The following is a 24,702-nucleotide window of genomic DNA, read 5'->3' as shown; positions in this document are numbered from 1 at the left end:
ATCAGAGAGGAGAGGACAGTGGCCACGAACGTGGACCAGGCCCTCCAAGAGTGGGCCAGCCGGGCGAGCGACGAAGAACTAGACGCCGGACCCGGCCTGGAGGACCTCGGCGGAGCAGACGCCGTCGTGGCTCAGGTGGACACGATGGCCGCCGGGCCACAACTGCCCTACCTCCTCAATGCGCTGGCCCACGGCATCGACACCATCCCGGCCGAGCAGGCTGCGCCCCTACTTGCGGCCGCGGCTCAGGGCCTGCGCCAACCTCACTCGGCCTGGGTCCTCGCCGACGCGCTCGACGTCGTGTGCACCCGGCCTGGGCTGGCCGCCCGCCTGGGCAGCCGAATCGTACGAGATCTGGCCACGCTCGCAGAGGACGCGCTCGCCGGCGACTGCGACGCCGCCCTCGCCCAGCCAGCGATCGCCGGCCTGCTGCGCCTGGCGGTAGCGGGAGGCTCCCCGCACCGGCTGCTCGCCCTGCTCACCGAGATCACCGGCACCGAACCTGCCGACGCCCTGGACCGTCTGCCGATCCTGATCGGCATCGCCCGCGACCACTTCGCCGACACCGACCGCCTCCTCGACATCCTCAACGCCCTGGAGAATCAGCCCGACCTGAACCCGGCCACCCGAGCCGACGCGAGCTTCGAACTTGCCCTGGCTGACGAGCGAGCCGCTCTGGAGGCCGCCGACCGAACCACCTCCGGCGAACAACTGCACCGAGCCCTGATGCGGTTCACCGAGCTCGACCGCACCCACGAGGCACGCCTGGACGCCCGCGCCCACGCCGCCGCCATCGAAGCCGTCCTCGCCTTCGCCGACCTTGAACAGAACCAGACGGATGACAGCAGCGCCCGGCAACGGCTCACCAAGGCAGCCGACCAGCTGGACACCACAGCCGCTCACCTCGCCGCCTGGACCGGCCGCCTGCACCAGCTCGACTGGCTCAGCGCCCGGAGTCTGACCCAAAGCGCCTGGGCGAAACTCGTCACCACCCTCAACGCAGCACAGGCACACCTGGACCAGCCCAGCTGGTACAACCCCGCCAATGCCCTGAACGACCTCCTGGAGATCTACCTCGCCAGCCGCAGCATCCACGCCCCCGCCAATGACTCCACGGGCCTCACGGCACTGATCAGCCCAGCCGTGGAAGCGCCGTTCGTGCGCAGCCAAGGCCTGCTGCACCAGCTCGAGCAAGCCCTCGCCCACGACCCCCAGTTCACCGACCACCCCGACGCCCAGACGCTGCGCGACGCCGTACACCACCGACGCCAGCAGTCGGCTGGTGAAACGGCAAAGCAGGAGGCGGTGTCGGGAAAAGCCCTGGAGGGCCGTCCCGCACTTGCCGCACTCTTCCGGTCTGACGCCACCGGGCTACGCGACGACCTCGACCCTCACCAGCTCGATCGGCTCGAGAACCTCGCGCACCAACTCGCCAAGGACTACACGCCCACCGGCAACGCCCGCGTGGACACCCACCTGGAGACCCTGCTCGACATTCTGAAGACCAGCCCAGCCTGGAAGCCGCGAGACAACCACTACTTCACCCCCCTGCTGGAGCACTACCTGCGTTTCCTCTACGACAGGTTCGACGCCCAGGCCAACCTCTACGGTGAGCGCACCGCCTACCTTGGGCCAGCGCGCAAGAACACCGACGGCACCGTCGCAGCCTGGAACGAGAAACACCTCCAGGACGACTTCTACCAGCACATCAGTCCCCTCTTTCCACCGGGCACCGTGACGCGGGAGAAGTGGGACGTCGCCGGCGGGCGTGCGGATGTCATCTACACGCCTGATCCTGCGAGCCGCTTCGTCGCCGAGATCAAGTGGCGCACCACGCGGTGGAAGACCCGCGAGACTATCGAGCGGGACTACCTCGCTCAGGTCGCCAATTACACCGCGACCGGGCCGCCCCTCGCCTTGCTGCTTGTCGGCGATGCCAGCGATCACTCCGCCGGATACCGCGACATCGAAGACAGCATCTGGATCATCAGGCACGCCCGTAGCGCAACAGAAGTCCCGCGCCTGATCGTGGCTGGCGTCCTTCCGACCACACGACCGACCCCGCACTCCCTACGCGTAGCACGCTCGTCGTCGCGCTGACGGGGCCGGGCGCGGGCGCCCCAGGCCGACGCGCAACCGACTGAACGCGCCTGCGATCCTCGTTGGTGACCTCGCCACACTTCCGCCGAGTGACCGGCACGGCGTCAGCCAGCAGCAGCGTCTTGGTAACGCTCTGCGTAGCCGCGCGCCCTGGGGTGGGCGTCTGGTTCGTGGAAGACGATGGTGCTTGAGGTGAAGTAGTCGGGTCGGCTGGTGGTCGTCAGGATTAGCCCGTCGTCCTGCAGGCGGTGTTCGGTGAAGCCCGGGAAGACGCCGTCGGCGATCGGTATGCGCGACCATGGGTTGTGCAGGATGTGGAAGCCCTCGCTGAAGGTCTCCCGTTCTTCAGGACCGTAGTCCCCCACGACATAGGCATGGTTAAGGGGACGGTCCGCGTTGGGGTCCGGGTCGGGCAGACTGCCATAACGCAGCAGGGCGACGTCCTGCGGCCCGTAACCCCGCTCGGTGCCTATGCGGTGGAACTTCGAGGCTGTGGCGCTGTTGGAGAAGATCACGGCCGACAGGTGTGCGGCTTCAGGCCGAGCGAACAGGCCGCTGGGAATCCTACTGTCGCCGCGCCAGTGCTCAGTGACCTTCTCACTGCTCAGAACAAGAGCGCCCTCAGCATCGCGCGTGGCCACATCGCGGCAGCCGTATAGGTAGTTGGCCAGCGGGCTGACGGTGTGGAACAGAGCACTCAGATGGTGGAACGATTCCAGGGCGATCACGAACGGGCGGCCCTGTACATGAGGAGCTTGCCAGTAGGCGTGTCCTTGGGCGGACCGCTTCTCGATCTTGCGGCCCAGCGCCTTGGCGGTCTGGAACACGAACTCGGCTTCGGCATCGTCCAGGTCTGCCGGGACGAGAGGATGCTGCTCCCGTGGCAGCTGCTCAAAAGCGGCTTCGAGCGACACACCTTGGGCGGGGTTGCTGGTGGTGGCCTCAATGGCCACTGGATCAGATCCCCCGATAAGAAAGTCCGGCGCGCCGCCGGTGTGCTCGAGGACGTGCCCCTGCTCATGGAGCGCCGCGAACAGGGCTAGCTCCAACACTCGAGGAGAGAAGCCGGTGGTCTGGAACTCACGGACGAAGCTGCGGTCTGCGCCATGAAACGTGACGAAGATTTCGTCCATCAGCTGGCGGGTGGCCTGGTGGATGTGGTGGTCACGGACGAACCGGAAGCGCGGATCTGTGACCTCGTCGGAGACCTTGCGAACGCGCTCGAACAAGCTTTTTGGCATAGCGGCATATGTACACCAGACTGCCCAACCGTTCTGCCGGCTTCAATGGGCAAGGTCTCCGGTGGCCCCGGCTCAGGCGTGCCGGCCGCCAGCTCCGACAGCGGGCGGGTGAGCCCGGTTCCGTCGCAGTGAAAGCACCGGCCGTCTCCCGGCGTGCTGCGGGCACCGATGGTGCCGACGGCGTGGCGGAAGAGCCGGGTGAGGCCTACAGCGTGGGCCTCGTGGAGCGGGAGCTCCTGCCGTCTGCCGAGCGTGGCCTCCAGTGCGAGGGCCTGAGGTGGGTTTGTCGTCGTCGGATGGGCCTGTCCGTCCCGTCCGGTGGTGCGGTGACTTCAGGATCAGTTCGGCTGTGTGGCCTGGCGGCTGTCGGCCGCACAGCCGACTTGTGCGGTTCGAGGGCGACGACATAGGGCAAGGGGCGTTAGCGGCAGCAGGAGCCGGGCACCTGGGCGCAGCTGTCGACCGAGCAACTTCCTCCACGACCTGACTGTGTTGTCGGCTATCAACTGGTGACTGAGGGCGGCAGGGGGATGTCGTAGCGCTGGAAGAGCTCCCGGAAGAAGGCTGCGACGATGCGCCGGCCGTTGTTCCGGTCCAGCTCGTGGCCGCCGAAGCGGTAGACGTCGTAGCCAGAAAGGCTCAGCTGCCGGTCCTCCGACACCATCTGGGCGTAGAGCTGCGGGCTCGCTTTGCCGTCGGCTGAGTAGTGCTGTTGGCCATCGACCTCCAGGACGACGCGCACCCTGTTCGGCAGCAGCAGGAGGAAGTCCATGCGCTGCCGAGCGAGAGGGCCCGGCTCGGCACGGTGCTTGGCCGTGTAGGGGTCGTAATGGAGGTACACCTGTGGGATCAGGGCGGGCAGCGCATGTCCTCCCTCGCGGAAGTACAACGCCGCGTAGGTGTGGAACAGGACCTCCTCCGGTGGGGACGCGAGTGACTCCGCAAGCCGTGCACACAGGGCCTGGGAGACAGAGAGCTGGTCGCTGGTTCCGCCGGGATGCGTCCGCTGCCACCAGTCGACGAGGGCGGCCCACGACAGGCCGGCGGCGTCGAGAGGCCGGGTGTAGGTCAGGCAGTATTCGGCGTTGCGGACGATTTCCAGGCGATTGCTGACGGCGTCGCGCAGTACGATGTCAGGTTTGGGGCCATTGGCTGCGAAGATCAGGTTCTTGAATTCGCCGTCGACTCCGGTCATGCCCAGCGACGCGAGAATCTGCTCCAGTTCTGGGACGTCGTACTCGTCGACCACCTTGCGGGCCACGGTGGTTAGTTCTGGCACGGCCAGCGGTCGCAGGCGCGGTGGGAAACGGGATGTTCATGCCCGCAGGTCGCCCTCTCGAGATGGCTCAGTCGGTAGAAATCGGCGCCATGCGCCCTGAGTCTGCTGTCCTGTGCCGGTACGCACGCGCCATGTGGACACTGATGCAGCAGCCGCTGGCTGCCGTTGGCGAGCTGGAAGCGGACCGCCCTCAACGGAGGCGGCTCCAACGGGCAGGACAGCTACCCGCTGCTCCCGTGGCAATCGTCACCCTGCGACGCAAGACAGAAAAGGGCGGGACCAACGAGGAGACCCAAGAGGTCGAGTGGTCTCACCGCTGGGTCGTCCGGGGACACTGGCGACGTCAATGGCACCCACGCCTACAAGCCCACCGCCCTATCTGGATTAACGAGCACGTCAAAGGACCAGACGACAAGCCGCTGCTGGTGCGCGAGAAAGTCATCACCTGGCGTCGATAGAAGGCCCTGCCACCGCGGTAGCGGGTGTACGACCCGGGATCCGGGACAACCCGGCGTCCGGCTGCGCTGCTACCTGGAGGTGCGCCTGGTAGACCGAGACGCGCGGGGCACGCGGCCCGGACGGCTTCCCGGGCGCGGGCTGCTGACCGAGGACCGGCCGTAACAACTTGAGGTGGCCGTCACCGGCTGTGCCCCACGACGTCCAGAAGCGGCGTGAGGCCCAGCGTTCCTCATGGAGCCGCTCAAGCCTGCCCCGACGGCTCCCACAGGGGGCGGGCGCGCCCGGTCCCGTCGCAGTGGAAGCACCGGCCGCCTCCGGGCGTGCTGCGGGCGCCGATGGTGCCAGCGGCGTGTCGGAAGAGCCGGGTGAGCCCGGCAGTGTGCGCCGCGTGGATCGGGAGCTCCTGGCGTCTGCTGAGCGTGAGCTCCAGGGCGACACCCGGGCCGGTGAAGTGAGCATGGGGGAGGTCGCCGGTCATCGCGCGGAGCGTCTCGTTGACTTGGTGCATCGTCTCCGCGCCGGTCAGCTGCACCCGGGCCGCGAGGATGGTGTCGGCGGCCGCGGTGAAGGACAGCAGCCGTGCCGGGCGGGCGAGGGGCCCGACGCGGCCCACCGGTTCGAGGTGGGTGTGCTGGAGCTGGGCCAGGGCGTGCCACAGGTCGCCCGGCAGATCCTGGGGCGCGGTCTCTTCTCTGCTGTGTCTCATGAGACCGGTCTATGGCCTGGCACCGGCGTACAGCCGGGATCGGGTTGTTCCCTCCCGTACGGCGGCGCCGCGACTTTACGGGCCGTCCCGCCGGGCGGGGAGCTCCGCTACTCGTTCTTCCGTCCGTGGAGGAACCCGAAGAAGCCGGCCTGCTTCGCCGCGGCTTCCTGTTCAGCTCGTTCCTCAGCCTCGCGGCGTTCCCGTTCCTTGATGCTGAGGCAGACGCGGCAGTCCCCGTGGGGAGCTTCGGCCCCGTCGTCGGGGTAGGTCTTGCGGCCGCAGGTCGGGCACGGCCAGGTCGCTGCCTCCCGGCGCCGCCGCTTCTCCTTGTACGCGAGGCGCTCCCGCTCCCTCTCTGCCTCTTCTGTCCGCCGGCGTTCCTCGTCCCGGACACGGTAGGCGCGGACGTCGTCGGGGTTGTCCAGGGCCGTCTTGAGGGTTTCCCAGTCGGAGTGGCCGTATCGCCACCAGATGGGGCCCAGCGGGCCGTGCTGTTGGAGGCGGGCGAGGGTGGTGACGATGACCGGCAGGGCGCGGCTGTGGTCGCGGTAGCCGTCCTTGGACGTGCCGCCGTACATGTCGTCGCCGTTCCACTCGCCCCGCCAGCAGTGGCGGGTCAGGTCGCGGACGGCCGTCATGCGGTTCATCATCGCCGTCGCGCCGACGTCGGCGGTGAAGACGATCGCCAGGGGCGGGTACCCCTCGCGGTCGCTTTTCTCGTAGAGGGTGGTCCACAAGGGGATTTCGCTCCGGCCGGGGGCGTGGACGGTGCGCTGGTAGAAGCGGACGTACTTGCCGAGTTTCGCGGCGAGGCGGGGTCGGTCCTCGGTGCCGTTGTCGACCTCCACGCACAGCATCGGCAGGCCGGCCTCCGGGGCGGTGAGGACGGCGTCGGCGCGCAGGCTGCCCTTCACAGGGTTGACGAAGGATCCGCCGACGGGCAGGACGACTTCGGTCTCCCACGCGTCGATCGTGCCGATGCCCGGCGGTGGGAGGGGCGGCGCGGCGGCCGGGAGGGGAGCCGGCTGGTTCTTCCGGACGACCGGCTTCGTCGGGACGGGAACGGGCTGGATGAACGCGGTGATTGTGTCGGTCACCTTCCGGGCGTGCGGGGCCCCCGACGCCACGGATGCCTTCGCGGTGCTGCCCATGTCCCGGACCTCACGCTCCAGGACCACGCCTGCGGCCTCGAGGCCGGCCGGGGTGAGGTTCCACAGCTTCTCCGTAACCCGGTTGCCGTTCGCGTTGACGCTCTTCGCCGATCCCAGGGAGACGACCAGGCCGTGGGCGGCGAGGTCCTTCGCCCCGTTCAGGATCGTCTGATTGGTCGCGTGGCCCGGCGCCATCAGCCGCCGCAACTGCGCCGCGGTCGCGACCTTCACCACACCCAGCGCGGTCAGGATCATCGTCCGGGTCTTCTCCGTCGACCCGAACGGACACACCTTCGTCCCACCCACCGTGACTCCCCACCCTTCCCGTACGCCCGACCGCCTTCCGGCCGGAAGGCCGGCGCGCGCCCCGCCGCCCCGAACCCGATCACCACTCCTACCACTCCCTACTGACTTAAGAGTGTTGATTTAAGGGTCGTCGAGGTCGCGGAATCTAGCTGGTCAAGGGGTCTGATTTGCACAAACGCGGCGCGATGACGGGTCGGGCAGCGTAGGGGAAAACGTAGGGGAAACCGTATGAGGGTGCGTAGGGGCTGAAACGCGCAAGATTGGGTATCGCGGACAGAACCGCTGCTCAAGTGATCGTCGAAGCCAGGCCCGCCAACTACGTGGCCAGCCGCCACCAAGCGCGTCCAGTCACACCGCGGTGTGCCCGCCGGGCCGTACGCCGTCAGTCCGCGGCCTCTGTCCACAGGGCCGCAATTGGAGGCTCCTCTTGAGGCCGCCGCGATCAGCGGTGCGGCCCGTCGCTGAGGAGCTGTCATGCCCGAGAACACCGCCACCGCGCCACTCGCCCCGATGGAGCCGGAAGACATCGCCGCCGCCTTCGCCTACATCCGGGCGTTACAGGCCGACGACATCGACACCGCCTGCGCGGTCGCCGACGACACGGGCCAGGAGCTGCACCGGCTGCTCCTGGACGTCGCCGCGCGCATCTTCATCCCCATCACCGCCGTGGACGACCGCGACGGGGAGCCGTGCGCGCACTCCTTCCTGGCCGCCGCGCTCGGCCGGCTCCTGCTGGAGCTGCTCTGCCACGGCGAGTGTCTGGCCAATGCGCCGGGCGTCGCCGCGACCATCGTCCGGTTCACCGAGAACATCCTCACCGGGGACCACGGCGACGTCGCCGACGTCCTGCGCCAGCTGGAGGCCGCGGGGATGGAGGAGGCGATGGAGGCGCACCCGGCGCACCACACCACTGCGTAGCCGCACCTCCGGGTCCGCAGTGGTGCGGTGCGGCGCGCATCGAGACCACCGCACCACGCCACGCCACCGCCCGCACCGCACCTCGTGTCCGGGGCGCGTCACCGCACCGCACCGGGCACACAGCGCACGACGACGGGCCCAATATCACAGCCCCCCTTGACCGCGACCTGATCAGCGTCGGGACCGGCTCCGGCAAGGGGAAATACTCCGGTAGCCAACGTGGTCAAGGAGAGACGTGCGCCCGCCCGGACGTGGACAAGGGGTAGCCGGCCACCCGCTCGGAGCCGGACAAGGGGGCGGGCCGCCGGTGCACGCGATCCGGGCGGTGCGCATCGGGTGCGGTGGGGGACATCGGGTGCGGCGCACCGGTGCGGTGGCGCACCATCGCGGTGCGCCGCACGGTGGCGTCCATCGTCATCCGGCGCACCAGAGTGGAGCCCACCCGGTGGAGCCCACCGAGTGGAGCCCACCCGGTGGAGCCCACCGAGTGGAGCCCACCGGGTGGACTGGACTCCATCCGATGTCGTGCATCGCCACTGGATGCAGAACATCGCGCTCCACTCGGTGGACGATGCCCGGCATCGTCACCACAGCCAGGCGCTGGAGTGCCGCACCCGGGACAGGGCGCGGGCATCGCGGCGCGCGGCGGCGTTGCCGATCCGGTTCTGCCGGGGCCGGGGCCGGGGCCGGCGCGACTCCCCGGCCGCAAGGCGGCGCTTCCCGGCGTCCTGGAGCCGACGGCGCTGCTTGTGCAGCTGAAGCTTCTTCGCGGCCTTCGTCTTCGGTGTCCGGGGCCGCTTCCAGACCGGCTGCCACCCCGCGGGCTCATCGGGCTCGGGCTCCTGGTCCTCGTCGAGCGCGGCGGCCATCTTCGCGCGGGCCGCGTGGGCGCGGGTGAGGGCGTCCTGGGGGTCGGGCAGTTCTTCCGGGGTGCTCACGCGACTCCTCCTGTGGGTCGGCCCGGCGTGTGCTGGATGCCGGGCTGCTGGGTGTGCGGCGCCGGGGCCGGCGCCGGGGCGGGCTGTGGACGCAGGCCGTGGGCGGCTTCACGTGCCCGTCGGCTGTCCTGGATCGTGGCGGCCAACTGCGCGGCGGCGGCTTCCATGGTCTGGCGGGTCTGCTCCACCGTGTCGACGCCGGTCTCCGGGTCCAGGAGGTGGTCGGTCTTCGGTCCGGTGTGGAGCGGCCGCGGGTGCGACCTCGAGGCGGCGGGCACGGCGACGGCGTACGGCCGGGTGCGGGAGCCCAGGCGCTTCGCACGTCGCGCCGCGTTGACCCGGGCGGCCAGGGCACCGGCGGTGAGGCGGGCCCGAACGTACGGGGGCGCGGTGCGCTTGCGGGTCAGCGGGCGCAGCACGGCCTGGTCCTCGGTGTCGCGCGGGTACAGGGCGGACAGGTCGGCGGTCATCGACCTGCCCCGGCCGACGGGCCGGGTGTAGTCGTCGACGACCGTTTGCACGATTCGTTCGTCCAGGCCCTTCTGGTGGGGTCGGCCGCGCAGGACGTAGGAGAGGTAGCGGCGGGCTTCGGCGAGGAGGTGGTGGTCCTTGAAAGCGCCGTGCATCACATACGTCACCGCGACGACGTCGACGGCCGCCAGGGCGATGTCGACCACAGGCCGTACCCGCGCCCACACCGCTGCGGCCGCCGCCCTCGCCCGCTGTGCGAGCCGGTCGACGACGTCGGCGCCGAAGGCCCGGACCGCTGAGGTGCGCCACCGCTTGCGCAGCTCGGTCAGCGACAGCAGCTCGGTGCGCTTGGGCGGGCGGGTACGGTCGGCGGCCTGGCAGCCCAGTGCGTGGGCGGCCCGCTCCCCCGGCGCGTGCCCGTGCTTCTCCTCGTACGTGGCGGTCAGGACGGACATGGCGTCCTCGATCTGCTGGCGGCGGGTCGACTGCCAGCCGATGAGCCGCTGGTCGATGCCCGCGATCTCCATGACGGGCCGGCGGCCCGGTGTCACCTCGCGCGGTTCCCACGCCCACCCGAGCCGGGCGGACACCTCCTCCATGAAGGTCAGTACGTAGAGGGTGTCGGCCGCGACGATGTGGGTCAGCATCGTGTCCGCCGACAGGTTGCCCCACGTGCCCTTCTCGTCGGGGCGCCGGGCACGGATCGAGACCATCGCATGATCGTGGAGAAGGGGCTTGGAGTCTGCGGCTCGGGACTCGTAGTGCCGGAAGACCGCGACGATCAGCCCGTCCCGGACACCGGCCCGGTACTTGCCGCCGCCCTTCCAGCGGATCTGTGCGACCGCGTCCTCCAGCCACTCCACGTCTTGTCCCGGGCGATGTCCTGGCACAGCTCCAGCACCAGGCGGTTCTCGTGACCCATCAGCGCCCACGCGATGTGGGCCGTCGGCGGGGGCCGGAACACCAGGTGCATGCCGAGCCAGGGGATCCGCTCCTTGGCCTTGTCGGTCTCGGGTGAGCGGTTGTGCTCGATGGGCCTGCCCAGCACGGTCGCCCGCCGGGCATAGGCCGGATCGTCGCCCGCCTCCAGGCGCTCGCACTCGATCCGGTCGGCGTCCGGGTGCCGGCCTTCCCTCAGGAGCAGTTCGGCCTGCCGCTCGGTCACCACGTCCCCGGCCTTAAGACCGACCGCGGCCAGACCCTGGCCCTTCCAGATCCCGGGCGGGACACCGGCTTCGTCCTGGGCGGCGCGCAGCGACGTGCCCGCCCCGCGGTGGCCGTCGCCGACCATCACGCCGCGGAAGAGATAGCGCCCGTCTCCCGGACGGATCTTCGTTTGGCTGATCATCGGCCCATGGAACCCCGGTGCTGACCTGCAGCAAAGCGCGATCCGGGGTCCTTCCCGCCGGGCGGGAGGCGATCACCAAATCTTTACCGCAGCGCCCGCCAGGCGGACCGTCCAATCAGCCCGAGACGGTAAACCGTCGACGTGTGCACTCTGCCGCCCATGAACATGACCAGGGGCGGAGGTGATGCGGAGCCACTACGGCGGCGTCTGACGATGCCGTGCGAATACTGCGCCGCTGGATGTCCGGCTCCGCCAACGCGATCACCCGATCCTCGCGGTTGATGTAGCCGACGTCCGTCAGGTACAAAGTGCAGTCCGCTCGATATAGCGGAGCCGTCGCGAGCGGCATACGCAGCCGCGCGACGCCGCCGCTCCGCGGATGCTGGGCATGGAGTGGGTGTGACACCGGCCCAGGCCAATCGTTGAGCAGAACGGTCAGCGAAATGCACAGCGACACCCCGGGGCGTCGTTCCCGGGGTCTCGCGCTGTTGGGTGGTCAGCCCTGCCTGACGTGCGCGGACCTGTAACGCAAGGTGCAATGCGGGCTCCATAGGCCCTATCCGGGACGTCCCCTCAGGTCAGTAGGAGAAGACGCGGCGGTTCGCTGGCACAGGTCGCCGGATAGTGCCGGTTCGCTGGATCGAGTGAGATTCCCCGATATCCAGTGCTCTGATCCAGGCCCGGGGGTTGGGCACCTCGTGCGGGAGTTAATGAAAGCGGGGAGGCCGCAGGTGTCTGTGTTGGTCGCGACAGCAGCAGCCGTCCAAGAGCTCGATGCAGACCAGCGCGGGGCGTTGGATGCCTGCGTTGTCGCGGCACTGGCGTTGAGCAGCAGCGAGGGAGAAGCCACAGCGCGTGCCCGGCTACTCATGGAGTGCCATGGCCGCTATGTACGGTCCTTCGGTGTCTCCGATCCAGCGCCGCAGTACCCGGTCTTCGTGAAACGGCTTCTCGGCGGTCGCGTGGCGGACCTCCTGCCCCGCAGGCCGAAGGAGTCCGCGCTCGGCGAGCTGCAGCTACTCGATGAGAACGGCGTACCCAGTTCGGCGTTGAACCGAATCGCAGTGGAGGCGTCTGAGCATGGTCATCAAGCGCCGGGAATTGGGGCCGACATCCGCCATCTCCACAGCCTGCTGCGGGCGGTGGGCATGCTGCCGGAGAGCGCCGGGCTGACACGGATCTGCGGCGAGACGGTGCAGCACGCCGTCTTCCGCGCGCTGCACGCCGCTGGTTTCGAGGCGTATACACGGGGGCGAGAGGCCATGGTCTGCACCCCCGTTCTGTCTCGCCGCGAGGTCTCTCGGAACGTGGCATTGACCGAGTTGGGCGCGTACACCGCCATCTCCCCAACGCGGCAGTTCGGTGGTCTTTGGGCCGCGTGCCCCTTGTGCCGGTGGACCATGCGGGCCACGTACCGCTTGAACGGCACGGTCGACCTGGAGTGCGAGGATGAACGCCACAGCACGCTGGGGGCTCGCTACCGAGCCGAACCCGGGACCGACGGTTGGACCTTGATCCCGCGCGGCGAGTTGCGCGCGGTGCCGGAACTGCGTCCCGTGGAGGGCCATGTGGCGCTGCCGTACGCCCTGTGGCTTTGGGTCACGTTGCCAGGGCTGCTGGAGGTTGAGCTGCGGGACCGGTTGGTTGCCATGGAGGCGGAAGTCCGTCTGTGGCCGTTCGGCGACGCCTACGACCTGCACGTCACCCTCCCGGGCCGCTCCCGGAAATGGCGCATCGACGTCAAAACTTGGGCGGATCCGTACGGGCTGGCTCAGCAGCTGCGCGAGAACCCGGACGAGCTAGGCGACCTGTGTTTCGTCGTCCCTGAGCACCTGCGCACCTACCTGCCTGTCCTGCGCCGGGGCGTGCAGGGAACCGCGGCGCGTGTGTTGACCGAGACCGACCTGCTGGCCGAGGTGAGAAAGGGATGAGCAAAACGCTGGCAGCGGCCTTCGCTCTGGCCGAGTACCTGCTCCCCGCCCGCTTCCATGACGGGCGGCAGGTGGTACGCGTAGTGGACGCCCACGCCCTGCTCACCGGTCACGCCCCGCGCGTTGTGGCGGGCTGGGAGCAGTGGCCAGACGTCGACAAGAAGCGGATCGGTGCGCTGCTGGGTGCTCGGCATCGCGGGGAGGCACTGCTGCACCACGTCGAGCGGACCGTTCATGCTGTGTTCCACAGCGCCGAGATGGATGACCCGCTGCTCGCCCTCTACACGCTTGGGCGCAGCGAGCGGGGGCGTGCCGTTGAGGTTGCGCCGATCCATGGTCAGGATCCGGCGGGGGTTGCTGATCGTCTTCTCCTGCCGGCCCGGCGGGACCGGCAGTTGCGTACTGCGAGCGGGGCAGGCTGGTCCGCGCCGACGTCGCGCGGTCGTGTCCAGCTCGCTTTCCCTGATGAGCAGGGGGTTCACACGCCGCCTCGGGTGGTGACTGCACCTGCGATGGAGTTGGTGATCGATGCCGACGAGCTGGGCTGGCAGAGCCGGGATACCGACCAGTTCCTGGAGGGGCCTGCGTTCCGCGAGCGGCAGATCGCGCTGCTGCTGGGCGGGACCATGGGAGGCGGTCAGCAACCACGCGACGCGGTCGTCCTGCCTCCGGGACGTATCCACCTCCTGAGCGCGCCCCCGGGAGTGGGCAAGAACGTCTTCGGCCGCGCCTTGGCGGTCCAGCAGGCGGCCCTTGGACGCACCACCCTGTTGGTGGTGAGCGACAACGGTGATGTCTACGGGGAGGCTGCCACGCTGGGGACGGAGCTCCGGGCGCTCGGTATCGAGGGGAAGGCCACGCCCTTCATCGCGCCCAGCAGCCGCTACGACTTCGCGCTGCGATCTGCTGCGAAGTTGGACGGCCTGGGTGTGTCCCTCGCGCAGGCGCCGGCAGACATGGCCTTCCTTCTCGACCACTCCGCCTACGGGTGCGCTGTGCGGGACCAGCTCGACGGGCGTGATGCCTTCACGGGTGGCAAGGAGCCGTGCACGGTCACTGCGTCGGACGCTGTCGGTCGTCCGGAGCGCGCTCTGTGCCCGTTCGTGTCGGCGTGTGGAAAGTTCTCCCAGGTCGAGGCTGCGACTACGGCCCGGATCATCGTCACTACCCATGCCTGCTTCCAGTCCGGGATGATCAAGATTCCGGTGGAGGTGGACGGGGAGCTCCGTAACACGATCAGCGTGCGGGAGTTCCTGCTGCGCCTGGCGCCTTACGTGGTCATCGACGAGGTGGATGCCTCCCAGTCCCGGGCGTTCGAAGCGAGCGGCACTCTGGAACTCGCTTCGCGGTCTAGCCCCGGGACTGTGCTGCGGCAGATTCGCGACAGTCTGCATCTGGCGCCTCCCAGACTGGCAGTGGCCGTGCGCCGGCCTTTGACCCGCGCCGTCTTCCTGGCCGAGCAACTGCTCGACTTGGTGGCCGGCGAGGAGGTGTGCACCGAGGTGGGCCAAGCGCGGGCGATGGCCCGCGGACAGGATCCACGCCGGACCCGGCAGATCCTGCAGGACCGGAAGCGCTGGTACCAGCCTCACCGCTGGGACCGCCACCTGCTGGAGAACCTGATCGGTGTCGCGGCCGGCTCGGAGGCCACCGATGAGCAGGCCGACCTGCTGCAGGCCCTGCTGCCTCGCGTGGCCACCCGCCCGGTCGACCGCCCCTCGGCGGTGGTCCTGCCCGAGCGGTTGCGTGCCGTGCCGGGACTGCTGGAGCGAATGCTCACGATCGACGAGGGCGGTGAGTGGCAGCTGGCCCTCCTCAAGGACGAGCTGAGAGCCGTCCTCTCTGCTGCCGTCGCGGCGGCTGCCCCCACCGAGGACAAGTCGCCCGTGGACGCACCGGTCCCGGCGCAGCGCGGGGCAGACGGGCCAGGACCAAGTCCGGTCGTCACGCATGCCGAGGTCACCGCGGGAGTGCTGCACGGACTGATGATGAAGGCCTGGCTCACGGCACTCGCCCATACCATGTTCGAGCTGACGGACCGGGCCGGCGAGCTTACCGGGCACGGCATCGAGGCGGCTTCTGTGCTCGCCGATGCGGTGGGCCACGGGGGTGTCGGCACCGTTGTGCCGTTCGGTCCGCTGGGACGCCAGCTGGGAGGCTTCCGCTTCGAGGGTCTGGATGACTCCAGTGCTCACGCGAGCCTTCGGATGGAGGTGTTGCGCGCCGACCCGCACACGGAGACGCAGTACCTTGGCGACATCGTCGCCCTTGCTCTGAGCGGCCTCCAACGCACCGTCCTGGGCATGTCTGCCACCGGCTTCATGCCCGGAGCAGCGCGCACCCACCTGCTCGCCCGCCCCGACTGGGCCATGCCCGACACCCACCGTGGGGGGCTGACCATCTACAACAGCACGCCCGTCGCCGACGGGAAGCTGCTCGCGGTAGGTAGCACGCCCTACAGCGAACGTGACCAGCGGGTCATCGCGCTGGCCGCCGGATACGCTCCGAGTCTCCTGCGCGACCTCGCCCGGCTAGGCGCAGATCCCCGTACTGCGCACCGGGCACGGGCTTTGATCGCCGTCAATTCATACCGGCAGGCGCGTCTGTTCGCTCAGGCCCTGTACGACGCAGCGCTCTCCCACGGGCGCCGGCTGCGGATCTACGTCGCCACCGCCGACAAGCCTGATTCCACTCTGCCGCCGGTATGCGAGGCGATCGGTCTGCTCACCCGGGACCGCTTCGCCAAACTGGCCGAACTCGACGGCGAAGTACTGATTTCACCGCTGCCGCGCACTGAACGTGGTCTGAATGTCCTCACGGTGCTCAACGGCATCGCCGAATCGGCCTTCACTCTCATCGGCCTGGGCACCAGGCCGGTCATGCCCGCCGACGAGCCCGCCGTCCTGGCTGCGAGTATCGCCGCCCGGGCCTGGCGTGACGTGGTTCCCGGCCGAGACCCCTCCGCTGTCCTCGCCCAGGCCCGAAAGACAGCCGAAGCACACCTGCGCCTCAACCTGAACGCGCCCAAGCGCCTCTCCGGCCTCCCCGACGAGTTGAAGCAGGAGCTGGTTGCCACTCTGCTGGGACAGACCATCCAGCTCGGAGGGCGCGGACGCCGCGGCCAGACCCACGTCGAACTCCACTTCATCGACGGCGCCTTCCACGACGCCATCTGGGGCATCGACCTGCCCACCATGATCCGCGGGCTGTTCGAGCAGTACTCGAAAGATCACCAGCTCGGACAGCTCGGCGGCTGCTACGGCTACACCGCCGAGGAGATCGCCGAGTACGCCCAAGCCCCGCACCTGATCCCCGCTCTGCATGCGGGCTTCCGCACCCACCTGGGAGAACGCGTATGAGCCGCCCGCTCGACAGCAGTACCCGCAAGCAGTGCCGTGTGCTGCAGTTCCGAACTGCCCCGACCGATCTGGGTGATGTGTTCTCCTACAGGCCCGCCGCACCCGCCGCGGACCTCGCCGCGGAGCTGTCCCGCGCATACGCCCGCAACATTGGCACGGGTCTGGACGTACAGCCGCCCTATCGCGCGCTGGAGGCAGTCCTCCGCGCGGCCACAGGAACCTGGGCGCGATGGCAGTGGAATGACGGCCACTATGAACTCCTTTGCGCCGCACCGGTCAGCTCCGACGACCGACTCGACGTGTTCCGCTACTGGTCCGAAGCGGTGGTACCCGGACCAGCGGGGCAGCAGATCGGCGAACAGCTGGCCGAACTCGTCGCCCAGGCCGAGCCCCGCCCGGCAGCTGTGCCACCGCCGCCCCGCGCCGGTCGGCGGTCACGCGGCTGGTGGCCGGGCGAACTCGCCCGCTGGCGCCTCGCGGAGGAGTTGGCTGCCCTCGACTGGCCGAGGAACAACGGCGCACCGGTCCGCTTCGCCTTGTGCACCGACGGCCGACTCGCCGCGACGAGAAACGCACTGCCCAGCGAACCCGACCGTGCCGGCCTCGTCCGGCATCTGCTCCCCCGCATCGTCATCGGCACCGCCGCCAGCGGGTACTCGCGCCGCCACGCACTGACCGTGAACGCCACCACCACCCTCCTCGCCACCTCCTGGAAAGGTGTCAGCACTGTCCTGCTGGCCAACCCCGACCAACCACTCGTCGTCGCCGCCACCACCGACGGCCCGCCGTGGGCGCGCCGCCTGAACGTACCGGCAGTCGCCGCGAGCCGCCGCCTGGCCGCCCTGCCCCGCTTGAGCGCGAATGTCCCGCCCTTCCCCGAGCACCTCGCCGATGACGCCCTCGCTGGCACCGCCCCAGGCCCGGTCTGGGCCGTTGCACCAGCCAGCACCCGCACCCCCGGGCTGGGCCGCGGCCACGGCATGGAGTTCTTCCGCCGCCTGGAAGAACTCATCGACACCAGATGCGAGAAGTACCGGGACCGCACCCCTCTCTTCCTCGAGGTCCCCGGAATCAAGGTGCCGCCCACCGAAAGCTCGCGCGTCGCCGGCCCCATCAGCGTCGACCGGATCCCCGTCGCCCTGGACACAGCCGGCGTCGACACCCTCCTCGTCGCCATGGTGTGGAGCACCGATGAAGTCCGCGCGCGGGTGAAGGCCGCGATGGCCGCCCATTGGGGGCTCGGCCAGGTCGCCGACAGCAGCGAGACAGAGGCGGCCGGCGGACGTATCAAGGTCGTCTTCCTTCACGACAAGGCCGGGGCCCTCAGTCATGGACCGCGGACAAGTGTGGAGCGCCAGCGGGACCTGGAAGAAATGCTCGCCCCCTACACCGGCGATGGCGTCCGCATCGCGGCCATCTGCGAAACCGACTGGGACCCCGACCGCTGGTACCCCACCATCGCAGCCCGCGACACGGCCGAAGCGCAGGACGGCAAGTGGCCCTCCAAGCAAGCCCTCGCGCGCCTCGGGGTGACCTCCCAGTACGTCAAGCAGGCCCCTCCGCCGGTCCCCACCCACACCAAGGACGGCAAGCCGTACAACGAGAAGTACCGCGCCAAGAAGGTCGCATCCCGACAGAGCGGCCTCGACAGCTCAACTGCGAACGTGCTGCGAGAGGTCCTCACCGGTGTCGGCGCCACCGACCACCGTCTCGGTTCAGCGTTCGGCAGGCTGCCGCTCGAACCGTGGTGGCATATCGGCGTCCACGTCCGCCGCCACGCCCGGCGTCGCGCCTACGGCAGACGCCGCGCCAGCACCCCGGCTCCCCTCACCGTCACACTCACCGCCATGCGCCCCACCGGCGGCCCCGACGCCTCCTGGCAGATCTGGGCCTACAGCCCACAGGCGGGGCACTGGGCGGCCCACGGACCGGCTACCACCGCCCTGCACGCCACCGACCTGCCCTGGGACGTAACCCCCTACGACACCGTCGGAGACGAAAGCCCGCAGGCCAGCGCCGCCGCGCAGATCGTCGAGCAGGCCCTCGTCGCCGCGCGTACACAACTGCCTGAGCAGGCGCCAACAGTGCTCTACGTCGACGGAGACGCCGCCGAATACATCTGGGCGGGCCTCACCGACGAAGCACTCGGCCAGGACCCACCCGCCGCTCTGCCCCGGCCGGCATCCTGGCTGCCCGGTCACAGCCTCCCCCGCGCCCAACGCCCCTTGGCCACAGTCCGCGTCATCGGCGACCTGGAACGCATCGGCCGCCCCACCGGCGCCCACATGCGCACCAGCGGCGGCACCTGGCGCGCCACCGACACCACCAACAGCCTCTTCCAACTCGCCCACGACGGCGGCACCCACCTCTACCCCGACTTCCTCCTCGTCAACGTCCCTCGCACCTACGCCGCCAGCCCCTCGGGCCGCTTCGGCAAGGACGAAACGCGATTCGACAGCGATCGCCAGAACAAGAACGGCTACGCCCACACCGCCACCCGGTTCACCGTCATCGGACAGAGCATCAACGCGGACTGCAACCTCATCGGAGCCGTCGCCGCGGTCCTGACCAACCAGGGCATCACCTCGGACGTCCGCCAGAGCAAACCCACCCCCCTCCACCTCGCCCGCAGGATGGACTCCACCCACCCCTACCACCGCCGCACCACCGAGAAGGAAGACGAAAGCCCTGGGACATGCCCTGAGGACATGCGAGCCGACACCACCGCAACCGGAACAGACAACACCCACGGCACTAAGGCGGATTGAACCGGCCAGCAACGAACGCCACCTCTCACCCTGCACTGACGAGGCCGCTATGCACGCTGACGACGGCTTCGGCTCCATCGCCAACATCCGAGCCGTGCAGGCCCGCGACATTGACACCGTCCTTCATGGTGGTGGAGGAACTCGGCCCGGTCTACACCGGCTGCTCCTGGCCGCACGCCCGCACCAGCGCCCTGTCTAAGGGGCTCCTCAGCTCCAGCGCGACCGCGCAACGGTGATACGACCCATGCCACTTACGACCGGGCTGTCGCACGTGGCCCGTCTCGCTGAAAGCGAACCACGTCGGGGCTGTGAACAGCGGTGGTTCAGACGGAGGCGCGGTCGGCGTCTCGCTCAATCTGAGTTCTGAGCGCCAGGGCTTGCCTCGCGTTCGGCGGCGAACTCGTCGAGAAGCTGGAACAGGATCTTTGTCCCGTGCTTCTCGTCCTCGGGCGGCAGGTGGGCGATGTTGTTCCAGCCCTCTGTGAGCGCGATATGCAGAACCTGTCCGGGCCAGGCATGGTTGCAGTTGCGGCCGCGGCGGGCGATGAGCCACTCGTGCCAGCCTGTGAGCCCCTGTCCGCCGTGGCGCATTGCGTGTTGGTCGTAGCCGGTGAGGAAGGCGGTCAGCTGATGGAACGACGAGGCTGTGCCGACGAACATGCCGGGACGCCGGCCGACGCAGGCGAAGTACTCACGCTCGCTCATTTCCCTGATCGACGTCACTTGGATTCGCTGTCGGTGGGGTGGAGAACGGCTTCGGCGATTTCACGGACGCGCTCCATCGTGATGCCGGTTCGCTGCTCGACTGCGAGAGGGTGGTCGGTCGGCTCCAGCTCGATGAAGGGACGCTGTCCGATGGGGCGGGTGTGGACGTGGGTCTTCAAGTTGATGGTGCTGGGCGTGTAAAGGAAGAGGTCGGTGGACAGCCACCCGAAGTACGGCTCCTCGGTTTCACGTCCCGGGGTGTCCCAAACGTCCGCGGACCGGGCAAAATTGTCCCGGCTGAGGGAGACCCATGCGGCCCAGGAGAACACCTCGTCACTGCCGGTGATCGGTATCTCGACCAGACCCTTGACGAAGTAGTGCTGTGCCCGGATCACGCACTGATCCGACGAGAGCAAGCAGTCCGTAGAGTCCGCGAGACTCGGTTCCCAGACGTAGGGGGCCTCGGCCGAGTAGTTCATCGGCAGCTCGACGTGGTGGCTGCCGCAGCACGAGCAGGTGAATCCGGGGTTGCTGGTCATGACCGGAGCCTAGGGCACTTCGTTTGGATCACTTCTGCTGGCCGACGTCGTCGTTGATGATGATGTCCGTGTGACTCACCGCATCAGCGCTCTGATCTCGGCCTTCGGCGTCCTTGCCAGCGTGATGCTGGTCGTTGCGGGCGTTCGTGAGTACCGCTCTGGCGCGTCGGTTCTCTGGCTCGTGGCTGGAGTTGTGATCTTCCTCAGCGCTTCGTACACGCTCGTGCGGGACGTGCAGCGGCTCCGCACTGGGCCGACCGACTGACGGCGGTGCCGTTCCCACCAGCCCCGCTGGTCGTTGTTCGTGTGTGTCGTTGACTGACGCGCAGTGGGCGCGAATCGAGCCGTTGCTGCCAGATCGGACGCCGCGGCGGGGCGGCCGGTGGCGGGATCACCGTGAGGTGATCGACGCGATCGCCTTCAAGTTCCAGACGGGGTTGCAGTGGGCTCATCTCCCCGAGAGTTCGGCAACTGGCGAGGCGTCTACAACCGGCTGCGGATGTGGGCCATCGACGGCACCTGGGAGCGGGTGTTCACCGCGCTGGTCGCGGAGGCCGATGCCGACGACGACCTCGGCTGGGCTGTCTCGGTGGACTCCACCATCGTGCGCGCACACCAGCACGCGGCTGGCGCCCGAAAAAAGGGGCCCCAACTGGCGAACCGGACGACCATGCCATCGGCCGGTCCCGCGGCGGTCTGAGTACGAAGATCCACCTCGCAGCCGACGCCCGTTGCCGGCCCCTGGTCTACGTTCTGACCGCCGGGCAGGCCGGTGACGCGCCCGCCTTCGGAGACGTGATGGCCCGACTGCGGGTTCCCCGCCAGCGGGGGCGGCCCCGCACCCGGCCCGATGTGGTCCTGGCCGACAAGGCCTATTCCTCACGCACCATCCGCGAGCACCTGCGCAAGCGCGGTATCCGCGCGGTCATCCCCGTCCCGGCCAACCAGCGGGCCCACCGCCTACGGCGAGGTAACCGAGGCGGCAGACCACCCGCCTTCGACCGCGAGGCATACAAACAGCGCAACACCGTCGAGCGGTGCATCAACCGCTTGAAGCAATGGCGCGGCATCGCCACCCGCTACGAGAAGACCGCGACCATCTACCTCGCCGGACTCCACATCGCAGGCATCTTCATCTGGTCCGCCCGATGATCCGAAAGAAATGGTCTAACTCCCGGCCGTGGCGGCCGTGACCACGGTGACCGCGACCATCGCCGCCTGCATGTCGCGGATGGCAGCACGGACGCTCTCGGCCGCCCATTGCCCGGCGGCCACCTCCCCCATCCTCGCGGCGACCTGCTTGCGCGGGCTGTCCGGAAAGGCCAGGCGGTGCAGCTTGGCGGAGTGGATCAACGCGATCAGGCCCGCCGTCCGTGTGTCTGGCTCGACGCCGCCCAGTACGACGGCGCGGAGCCGTTCCCGCAACTCAGCCTCGACGGCGCCATCGGCCTCGGGATAGCGCCGTATCGGGAACACGCCGAGTGCCTTGTGCTTCTCCTTCACGACCACTCCGCGCCTGCACAAGCTCTCCAGAGCCGCACCGACGGCCTTGGCTTGGTCCTTCGTCAGCCACTCCGTCACCCGTCGCTTCTTGCGACCGCGCAGCCACGTCTCGATCAGTGCCGTCCGGCTGTCGAGCAACTGGTCCCCGGTCGGCGCCGTGTCGGTCAGTTCGAGGTGCTTGCCTGCAACGGACACCCGCCCGGCCAGAACCAGTTCGAGCAGGATCCCTCCCGACACCGCCCACCCAGCGGCCTGCCGCTGCTTCGCCGACCCGGACTCATCGTCCAGAGACAGCAGCATGATCTCCTCGGCCAGTGTGATCGCCATACCCACTACCCCCGTATACGCCCCGTGATCGCTTTCTCATGACCAGACGCCCGGAGCCGCTAAGAGGTTCCCCCGTTAATTCCGGCCCTAGTACTCCAGCCGTAGATCGTGATCTTGCCGCTGGGGGGCGGTGCGGAGACGGGTGAGGCAACCGCTGATCATCGGTGTGTGAAGACTGAAGATCATGTGGTGGCCGCAGGTCACAGCGTGGACCCTGCCCGCTGGCAGGAGGCGTTCGAGCGCCTGACAGGCCGGATAGCGTGCCGGTTCGCGCGGGTCGAACCCCGGCGTCGGGTGCGGCAGTTGGTGCTCGGGCTGCTGTCGGACCTGCCGCGCAAGAACTGCTGGACCATCGCCGAGTGGGCAGGGGAGGCCACCCCGGACGGGATGCAGCACCTGCTTGGCCGGGCCAAATGGGACGCCGACCGGGTACGCGATGATGTGCGCGACTACGTGGTGGAGCACCTCCACGACAACATGGCCGTACTTGTCGTGGATGAGACTGGCGACGTGAAGAAGGGTGCGCACACAGTCGGTGTCCAGCGCCAGTACACCGGCACCGCGGGCAGGATCGAGAACGCTCAGGTCGCCGTCTACCTGGTCTACGCCGGCCGTCGCGGGCACGCGGCAGTGGACCGGGAACTGTACGTGCCGCGCTCCTGGACCTGTGACCCCGACCGGTGCCGGGATGCCGGACTGGGCGAGGACGCCGTCTTCGCGACCAAACCGGAACTGGCCACCCGCATGATCACCCGGTTCCTGGACTCCGGCCACCACGCCTCGTGGGTCGCGGGCGACGAGGTCTACGGCGGCAACCCGAAACTGAGGGCCGCGCTGGAGGAACGCGGCGCCGGCTACGTGCTCGCGGTGGCATGCTCGGCCGAAGTGGTCACCGGGGCGGGGAAGTTCCGCGCGGACACGCTGGCCTGGAAGATCCCCCATCGGGCCTGGCAGAAGCTGTCCGCCGGTGCCGGAGCCAAGGGGCATCGCTTCTACGAATGGGCCGCCGTCGACCTGGCCGACCCTGCCCATGGCAGCCGTCAGCTGCTGATCCGCCGCAACCGCACGACCGGCGAACTCGCCTACTACCGCTGTTACTCACCTGCCCCGGCCCCGCTGGCCACGCTGGTGAGAGTCGCCGGATCAAGATGGCGGGTGGAGGAGACCTTCCAGTCCGGCAAGGGCCTGGCCGGACTGGACGAGCACCAGGTCCGCCGCTATGCCTCCTGGTCTCGCTGGGTCACCCTCGCCATGCTGGCCCACGCCTTCCTCGCCGTCGTCCGCGCCGACGAACACGCCCGCCGCCCCGGGCCAGGCGAGCTGATCCCACTCACCTGCAATGAGATCCAGCACCTGTTCATCACGCTCGTGGTTCAGCCCGTGCACGACGCGGACCACCGGCTCAGCTGGTCCCACTGGCGACGCCGTCACCAGGCCCGATCCCAGGCCAGCCACTATCGGCGGCAAGCCGCCCAGGCATGACTGAGCGCTTCAGTCGGCGAGTTCCGACAGGTACGGCGCTCGGTGTTCGGTCCGGTCACCGCGCGCCCGGCGACCGGTCACCCGGCGGCAGCCAGGCGGCGCTGAAGCTCCTCCTCCGAGACGTCTTCCAAGTGGGTCAGAAATACCCACATGTGACCCGAAGGGTCCTTGAGGATGACGGTCCGGTCACCGTGGAACATGTCCTTGGGCGGCTGGAGGATCTCGGCGCCGGCGGCCTCTGCGCGCTTCGCCAGGCTGTCGACGTCCGGCACGAAGACATGCAGCGTGACGGACGTGCCTCCGCCGAGCGAGGTCGGCGCGGCGAAGGAGCCGGCCTCCGCCTCGTCCACGCTGGCGTCGCCCAGCATCAGGGCCGACCGTCCGATGGTGATCTCGGCGTGCAGAATCCCGCCGCCCGGAGCGTCGATCCTGAAGTCCTCACGCGCGCCGAACGCCCGCTGGTAGAAATCGATCGCCGCGGCGGCATCGTCGACCATGATGTGCGGGATCACGGCGTAGTGGTAGCGGTCGGGGATCTCGATGGGGGCTGTGCGCTCGGTCATGGCGAACCTCCTTGAAAAGGCACCGCTGGTCGGTTCCTGCGGCTCTGGAAGGAACGTAGAACCTCAAGTTTGGTTCAGGTCAAGCGTCGATGTGGCGCTGCAGGTGCCTGCCTGAAGGGCACCTGCAGGCCCTGCCCCGCCAGTAGGAAGGCACAGCTCGCCAACTCGAGCGCTCAGCCGCCCACTGAAGATCACGATCTACGGCTGGAGTACTAGCCCGTCCCTCTCACCTCAGGCCCGGTCCACTAACTGATCCGAAAGAAACGGCCTAGTAATCGGCTCCGATGAAGCTGACTTCAGTGTCCCTGCTCCGTCGGCCCGTGTGCCGCCGTTGGGTCTGCGACTGCCTCGATGGTGTGCGCGACTATGCGGAGTTGGTGGATGAACCACGGCTTGGCGGTGGTGCGGAGGGAGCTTTCGTTGGGGAGCCGGCGGATGAATTCTGCGTGGAAGGCCCGGAAGTCTTCTTCAAGACCAAAAGCCACAACGGCTCGGCCGTGCCTCTTGCTCCCATTCAGGCCCAGTTCGGCAGATCGGTACCCCACTGGGTCGGGGCACGGTTCCAGTTCGCGGGTGCGCCGTCGTAGTGGACCGGGGCCAGGGCATGA

18 protein-coding genes and 2 pseudogenes are annotated in these 24,702 nt (G+C 68.8%); 9 read left to right on the top strand and 11 right to left on the bottom strand.

The annotated features are described in order from the left end of the window. Positions 1-18: 18 nt before the first annotated feature. Positions 19-2,100 carry a hypothetical protein gene (locus ACFWSK_RS33155; protein ID WP_383794477.1) on the top strand — a complete coding sequence of 694 codons (2,082 nt, stop codon included), beginning with the start codon at positions 19-21 and terminating at the stop codon, positions 2,098-2,100. Between the two features lie 104 nt (positions 2,101-2,204). On the opposite strand, the gene ACFWSK_RS33150 is transcribed toward ACFWSK_RS33155, so the two are convergent. Continuing rightward, a complete protein-coding gene (locus ACFWSK_RS33150; RefSeq protein WP_383794474.1) occupies positions 2,205-3,329 on the bottom strand; it encodes a hypothetical protein in 1,125 nt (374 codons plus the stop codon). A gap of 514 nt (positions 3,330-3,843) precedes the next feature. Further along, positions 3,844-4,602, bottom strand: coding sequence for a hypothetical protein (locus ACFWSK_RS33145; RefSeq protein WP_383794471.1), 759 nt, complete (start codon positions 4,600-4,602; stop codon positions 3,844-3,846). A 183-nt stretch (positions 4,603-4,785) separates the two neighbouring features. Here ACFWSK_RS33145 and ACFWSK_RS33140 point away from each other — a divergent pair, with 183 nt between their 5' ends. Beyond that, positions 4,786-5,241 (top strand): DUF6207 family protein, encoded by a 456-nt coding sequence (locus ACFWSK_RS33140; protein ID WP_383794468.1) that lies wholly within the window; start codon positions 4,786-4,788, stop codon positions 5,239-5,241. 79 nt (positions 5,242-5,320) lie between these two features. Here ACFWSK_RS33140 and ACFWSK_RS33135 read toward each other — a convergent pair whose 3' ends face one another. After that, a complete protein-coding gene (locus ACFWSK_RS33135) occupies positions 5,321-5,785 on the bottom strand; it encodes a hypothetical protein (RefSeq protein WP_383794465.1) in 465 nt (154 codons plus the stop codon). A gap of 107 nt (positions 5,786-5,892) precedes the next feature. Then, on the bottom strand, positions 5,893-7,242 hold the full coding sequence (locus tag ACFWSK_RS33130) for a replication-relaxation family protein (RefSeq protein WP_383794462.1): 1,350 nt from the start codon (positions 7,240-7,242) through the stop codon (positions 5,893-5,895). Positions 7,243-7,716: 474 nt separating this feature from the next. On the opposite strand from ACFWSK_RS33130, the gene ACFWSK_RS33125 reads away from it, so the two are divergent. After that, on the top strand, positions 7,717-8,160 hold the full coding sequence (locus ACFWSK_RS33125; protein WP_383794458.1) for a hypothetical protein: 444 nt from the start codon (positions 7,717-7,719) through the stop codon (positions 8,158-8,160). Between the two features lie 223 nt (positions 8,161-8,383). Here the strand turns inward: ACFWSK_RS33125 and ACFWSK_RS33120 are convergent, their stop codons facing one another. The 3 genes and pseudogenes from ACFWSK_RS33120 to mobF all read right to left on the bottom strand — a co-directional run bounded on the left by ACFWSK_RS33120 (position 8,384) and on the right by mobF (position 10,860). Continuing rightward, positions 8,384-8,602 (bottom strand): hypothetical protein, encoded by a 219-nt coding sequence (locus ACFWSK_RS33120; protein WP_383794455.1) that lies wholly within the window; start codon positions 8,600-8,602, stop codon positions 8,384-8,386. Positions 8,603-8,744: 142 nt separating this feature from the next. Beyond that, the gene (locus ACFWSK_RS33115) at positions 8,745-9,098 is read right to left on the bottom strand and encodes a hypothetical protein (RefSeq protein ID WP_383794451.1); all 354 of its coding nucleotides are present in this window, start codon (positions 9,096-9,098) and stop codon (positions 8,745-8,747) included. Beyond that, positions 9,095-10,860: pseudogene (mobF, locus tag ACFWSK_RS33110) on the bottom strand (MobF family relaxase). The gene ACFWSK_RS33115 and the pseudogene mobF overlap by 4 nt, the downstream one beginning before the upstream one ends. A gap of 788 nt (positions 10,861-11,648) precedes the next feature. On the opposite strand from mobF, the gene ACFWSK_RS33105 reads away from it, so the two are divergent. The 3 genes from ACFWSK_RS33105 to ACFWSK_RS33095 are packed head-to-tail and all read left to right on the top strand — an operon-like array spanning position 11,649 to position 18,975. After that, positions 11,649-12,848, top strand: coding sequence for a hypothetical protein (locus tag ACFWSK_RS33105; protein WP_383794447.1), 1,200 nt, complete (start codon positions 11,649-11,651; stop codon positions 12,846-12,848). Then, the gene (locus ACFWSK_RS33100; RefSeq protein WP_383794444.1) at positions 12,845-16,207 is read left to right on the top strand and encodes a hypothetical protein; all 3,363 of its coding nucleotides are present in this window, start codon (positions 12,845-12,847) and stop codon (positions 16,205-16,207) included. Before ACFWSK_RS33105 ends, ACFWSK_RS33100 begins: the two co-directional genes overlap by 4 nt. Next, on the top strand, positions 16,204-18,975 hold the full coding sequence (locus ACFWSK_RS33095) for an RNaseH domain-containing protein (RefSeq protein ID WP_383794441.1): 2,772 nt from the start codon (positions 16,204-16,206) through the stop codon (positions 18,973-18,975). Before ACFWSK_RS33100 ends, ACFWSK_RS33095 begins: the two co-directional genes overlap by 4 nt. Positions 18,976-19,326: 351 nt before the next feature. Here the strand turns inward: ACFWSK_RS33095 and ACFWSK_RS33090 are convergent, their stop codons facing one another. Then, complete coding sequence (locus ACFWSK_RS33090; protein WP_383794438.1) at positions 19,327-19,680, bottom strand: hypothetical protein; 354 nt, start codon at positions 19,678-19,680, stop codon at positions 19,327-19,329. Positions 19,681-19,694: 14 nt separating this feature from the next. Beyond that, positions 19,695-20,219 carry a DUF2199 domain-containing protein gene (locus tag ACFWSK_RS33085; protein ID WP_383794436.1) on the bottom strand — a complete coding sequence of 175 codons (525 nt, stop codon included), beginning with the start codon at positions 20,217-20,219 and terminating at the stop codon, positions 19,695-19,697. 70 nt (positions 20,220-20,289) lie between these two features. Between ACFWSK_RS33085 and ACFWSK_RS33080 the strand changes: the two genes are divergently transcribed. After that, positions 20,290-20,484: a hypothetical protein gene (locus ACFWSK_RS33080; protein ID WP_383794433.1), complete on the top strand. Its 195-nt coding sequence runs from the start codon at positions 20,290-20,292 to the stop codon at positions 20,482-20,484. A gap of 43 nt (positions 20,485-20,527) precedes the next feature. Next, a pseudogene (locus ACFWSK_RS33075) lies at positions 20,528-21,371 on the top strand (IS5 family transposase). Positions 21,372-21,386: 15 nt separating this feature from the next. Here ACFWSK_RS33075 and ACFWSK_RS33070 read toward each other — a convergent pair. Then, positions 21,387-22,049 carry a GPP34 family phosphoprotein gene (locus ACFWSK_RS33070; protein ID WP_383794430.1) on the bottom strand — a complete coding sequence of 221 codons (663 nt, stop codon included), beginning with the start codon at positions 22,047-22,049 and terminating at the stop codon, positions 21,387-21,389. Positions 22,050-22,256: 207 nt separating this feature from the next. Between ACFWSK_RS33070 and ACFWSK_RS33065 the strand changes: the two genes are divergently transcribed. Beyond that, positions 22,257-23,531, top strand: a complete 1,275-nt coding sequence (locus ACFWSK_RS33065) for an IS701 family transposase (RefSeq protein WP_383794489.1) — start codon at positions 22,257-22,259, stop codon at positions 23,529-23,531. Between the two features lie 77 nt (positions 23,532-23,608). On the opposite strand, the gene ACFWSK_RS33060 is transcribed toward ACFWSK_RS33065, so the two are convergent. Further along, positions 23,609-24,094: a VOC family protein gene (locus ACFWSK_RS33060; protein WP_383794428.1), complete on the bottom strand. Its 486-nt coding sequence runs from the start codon at positions 24,092-24,094 to the stop codon at positions 23,609-23,611. Between the last annotated feature and the right edge of the window lie 608 nt (positions 24,095-24,702).

The sequence above is a fragment of the Streptomyces sp. NPDC058620 genome (assembly GCF_042717135.1).
Lineage (GTDB): Bacteria > Actinomycetota > Actinomycetes > Streptomycetales > Streptomycetaceae > Streptomyces.
This window is presented reverse-complemented; position numbering and strand designations above follow the sequence as displayed.

Coding starts and splice junctions, on each gene's coding strand:
- ACFWSK_RS33085 (WP_383794436.1), bottom strand. CDS start 20,219: ATGACCAGCAACCCCGGATTCACCTGCTCGTGCTGCGGCAGCCACCAC.
- ACFWSK_RS33060 (WP_383794428.1), bottom strand. CDS start 24,094: ATGACCGAGCGCACAGCCCCCATCGAGATCCCCGACCGCTACCACTAC.
- ACFWSK_RS33090 (WP_383794438.1), bottom strand. CDS start 19,680: ATGAGCGAGCGTGAGTACTTCGCCTGCGTCGGCCGGCGTCCCGGCATG.
- ACFWSK_RS33100 (WP_383794444.1), top strand. CDS start 12,845: ATGAGCAAAACGCTGGCAGCGGCCTTCGCTCTGGCCGAGTACCTGCTC.
- ACFWSK_RS33095 (WP_383794441.1), top strand. CDS start 16,204: ATGAGCCGCCCGCTCGACAGCAGTACCCGCAAGCAGTGCCGTGTGCTG.
- ACFWSK_RS33125 (WP_383794458.1), top strand. CDS start 7,717: ATGCCCGAGAACACCGCCACCGCGCCACTCGCCCCGATGGAGCCGGAA.
- ACFWSK_RS33135 (WP_383794465.1), bottom strand. CDS start 5,785: ATGAGACACAGCAGAGAAGAGACCGCGCCCCAGGATCTGCCGGGCGAC.
- ACFWSK_RS33070 (WP_383794430.1), bottom strand. CDS start 22,049: ATGGCGATCACACTGGCCGAGGAGATCATGCTGCTGTCTCTGGACGAT.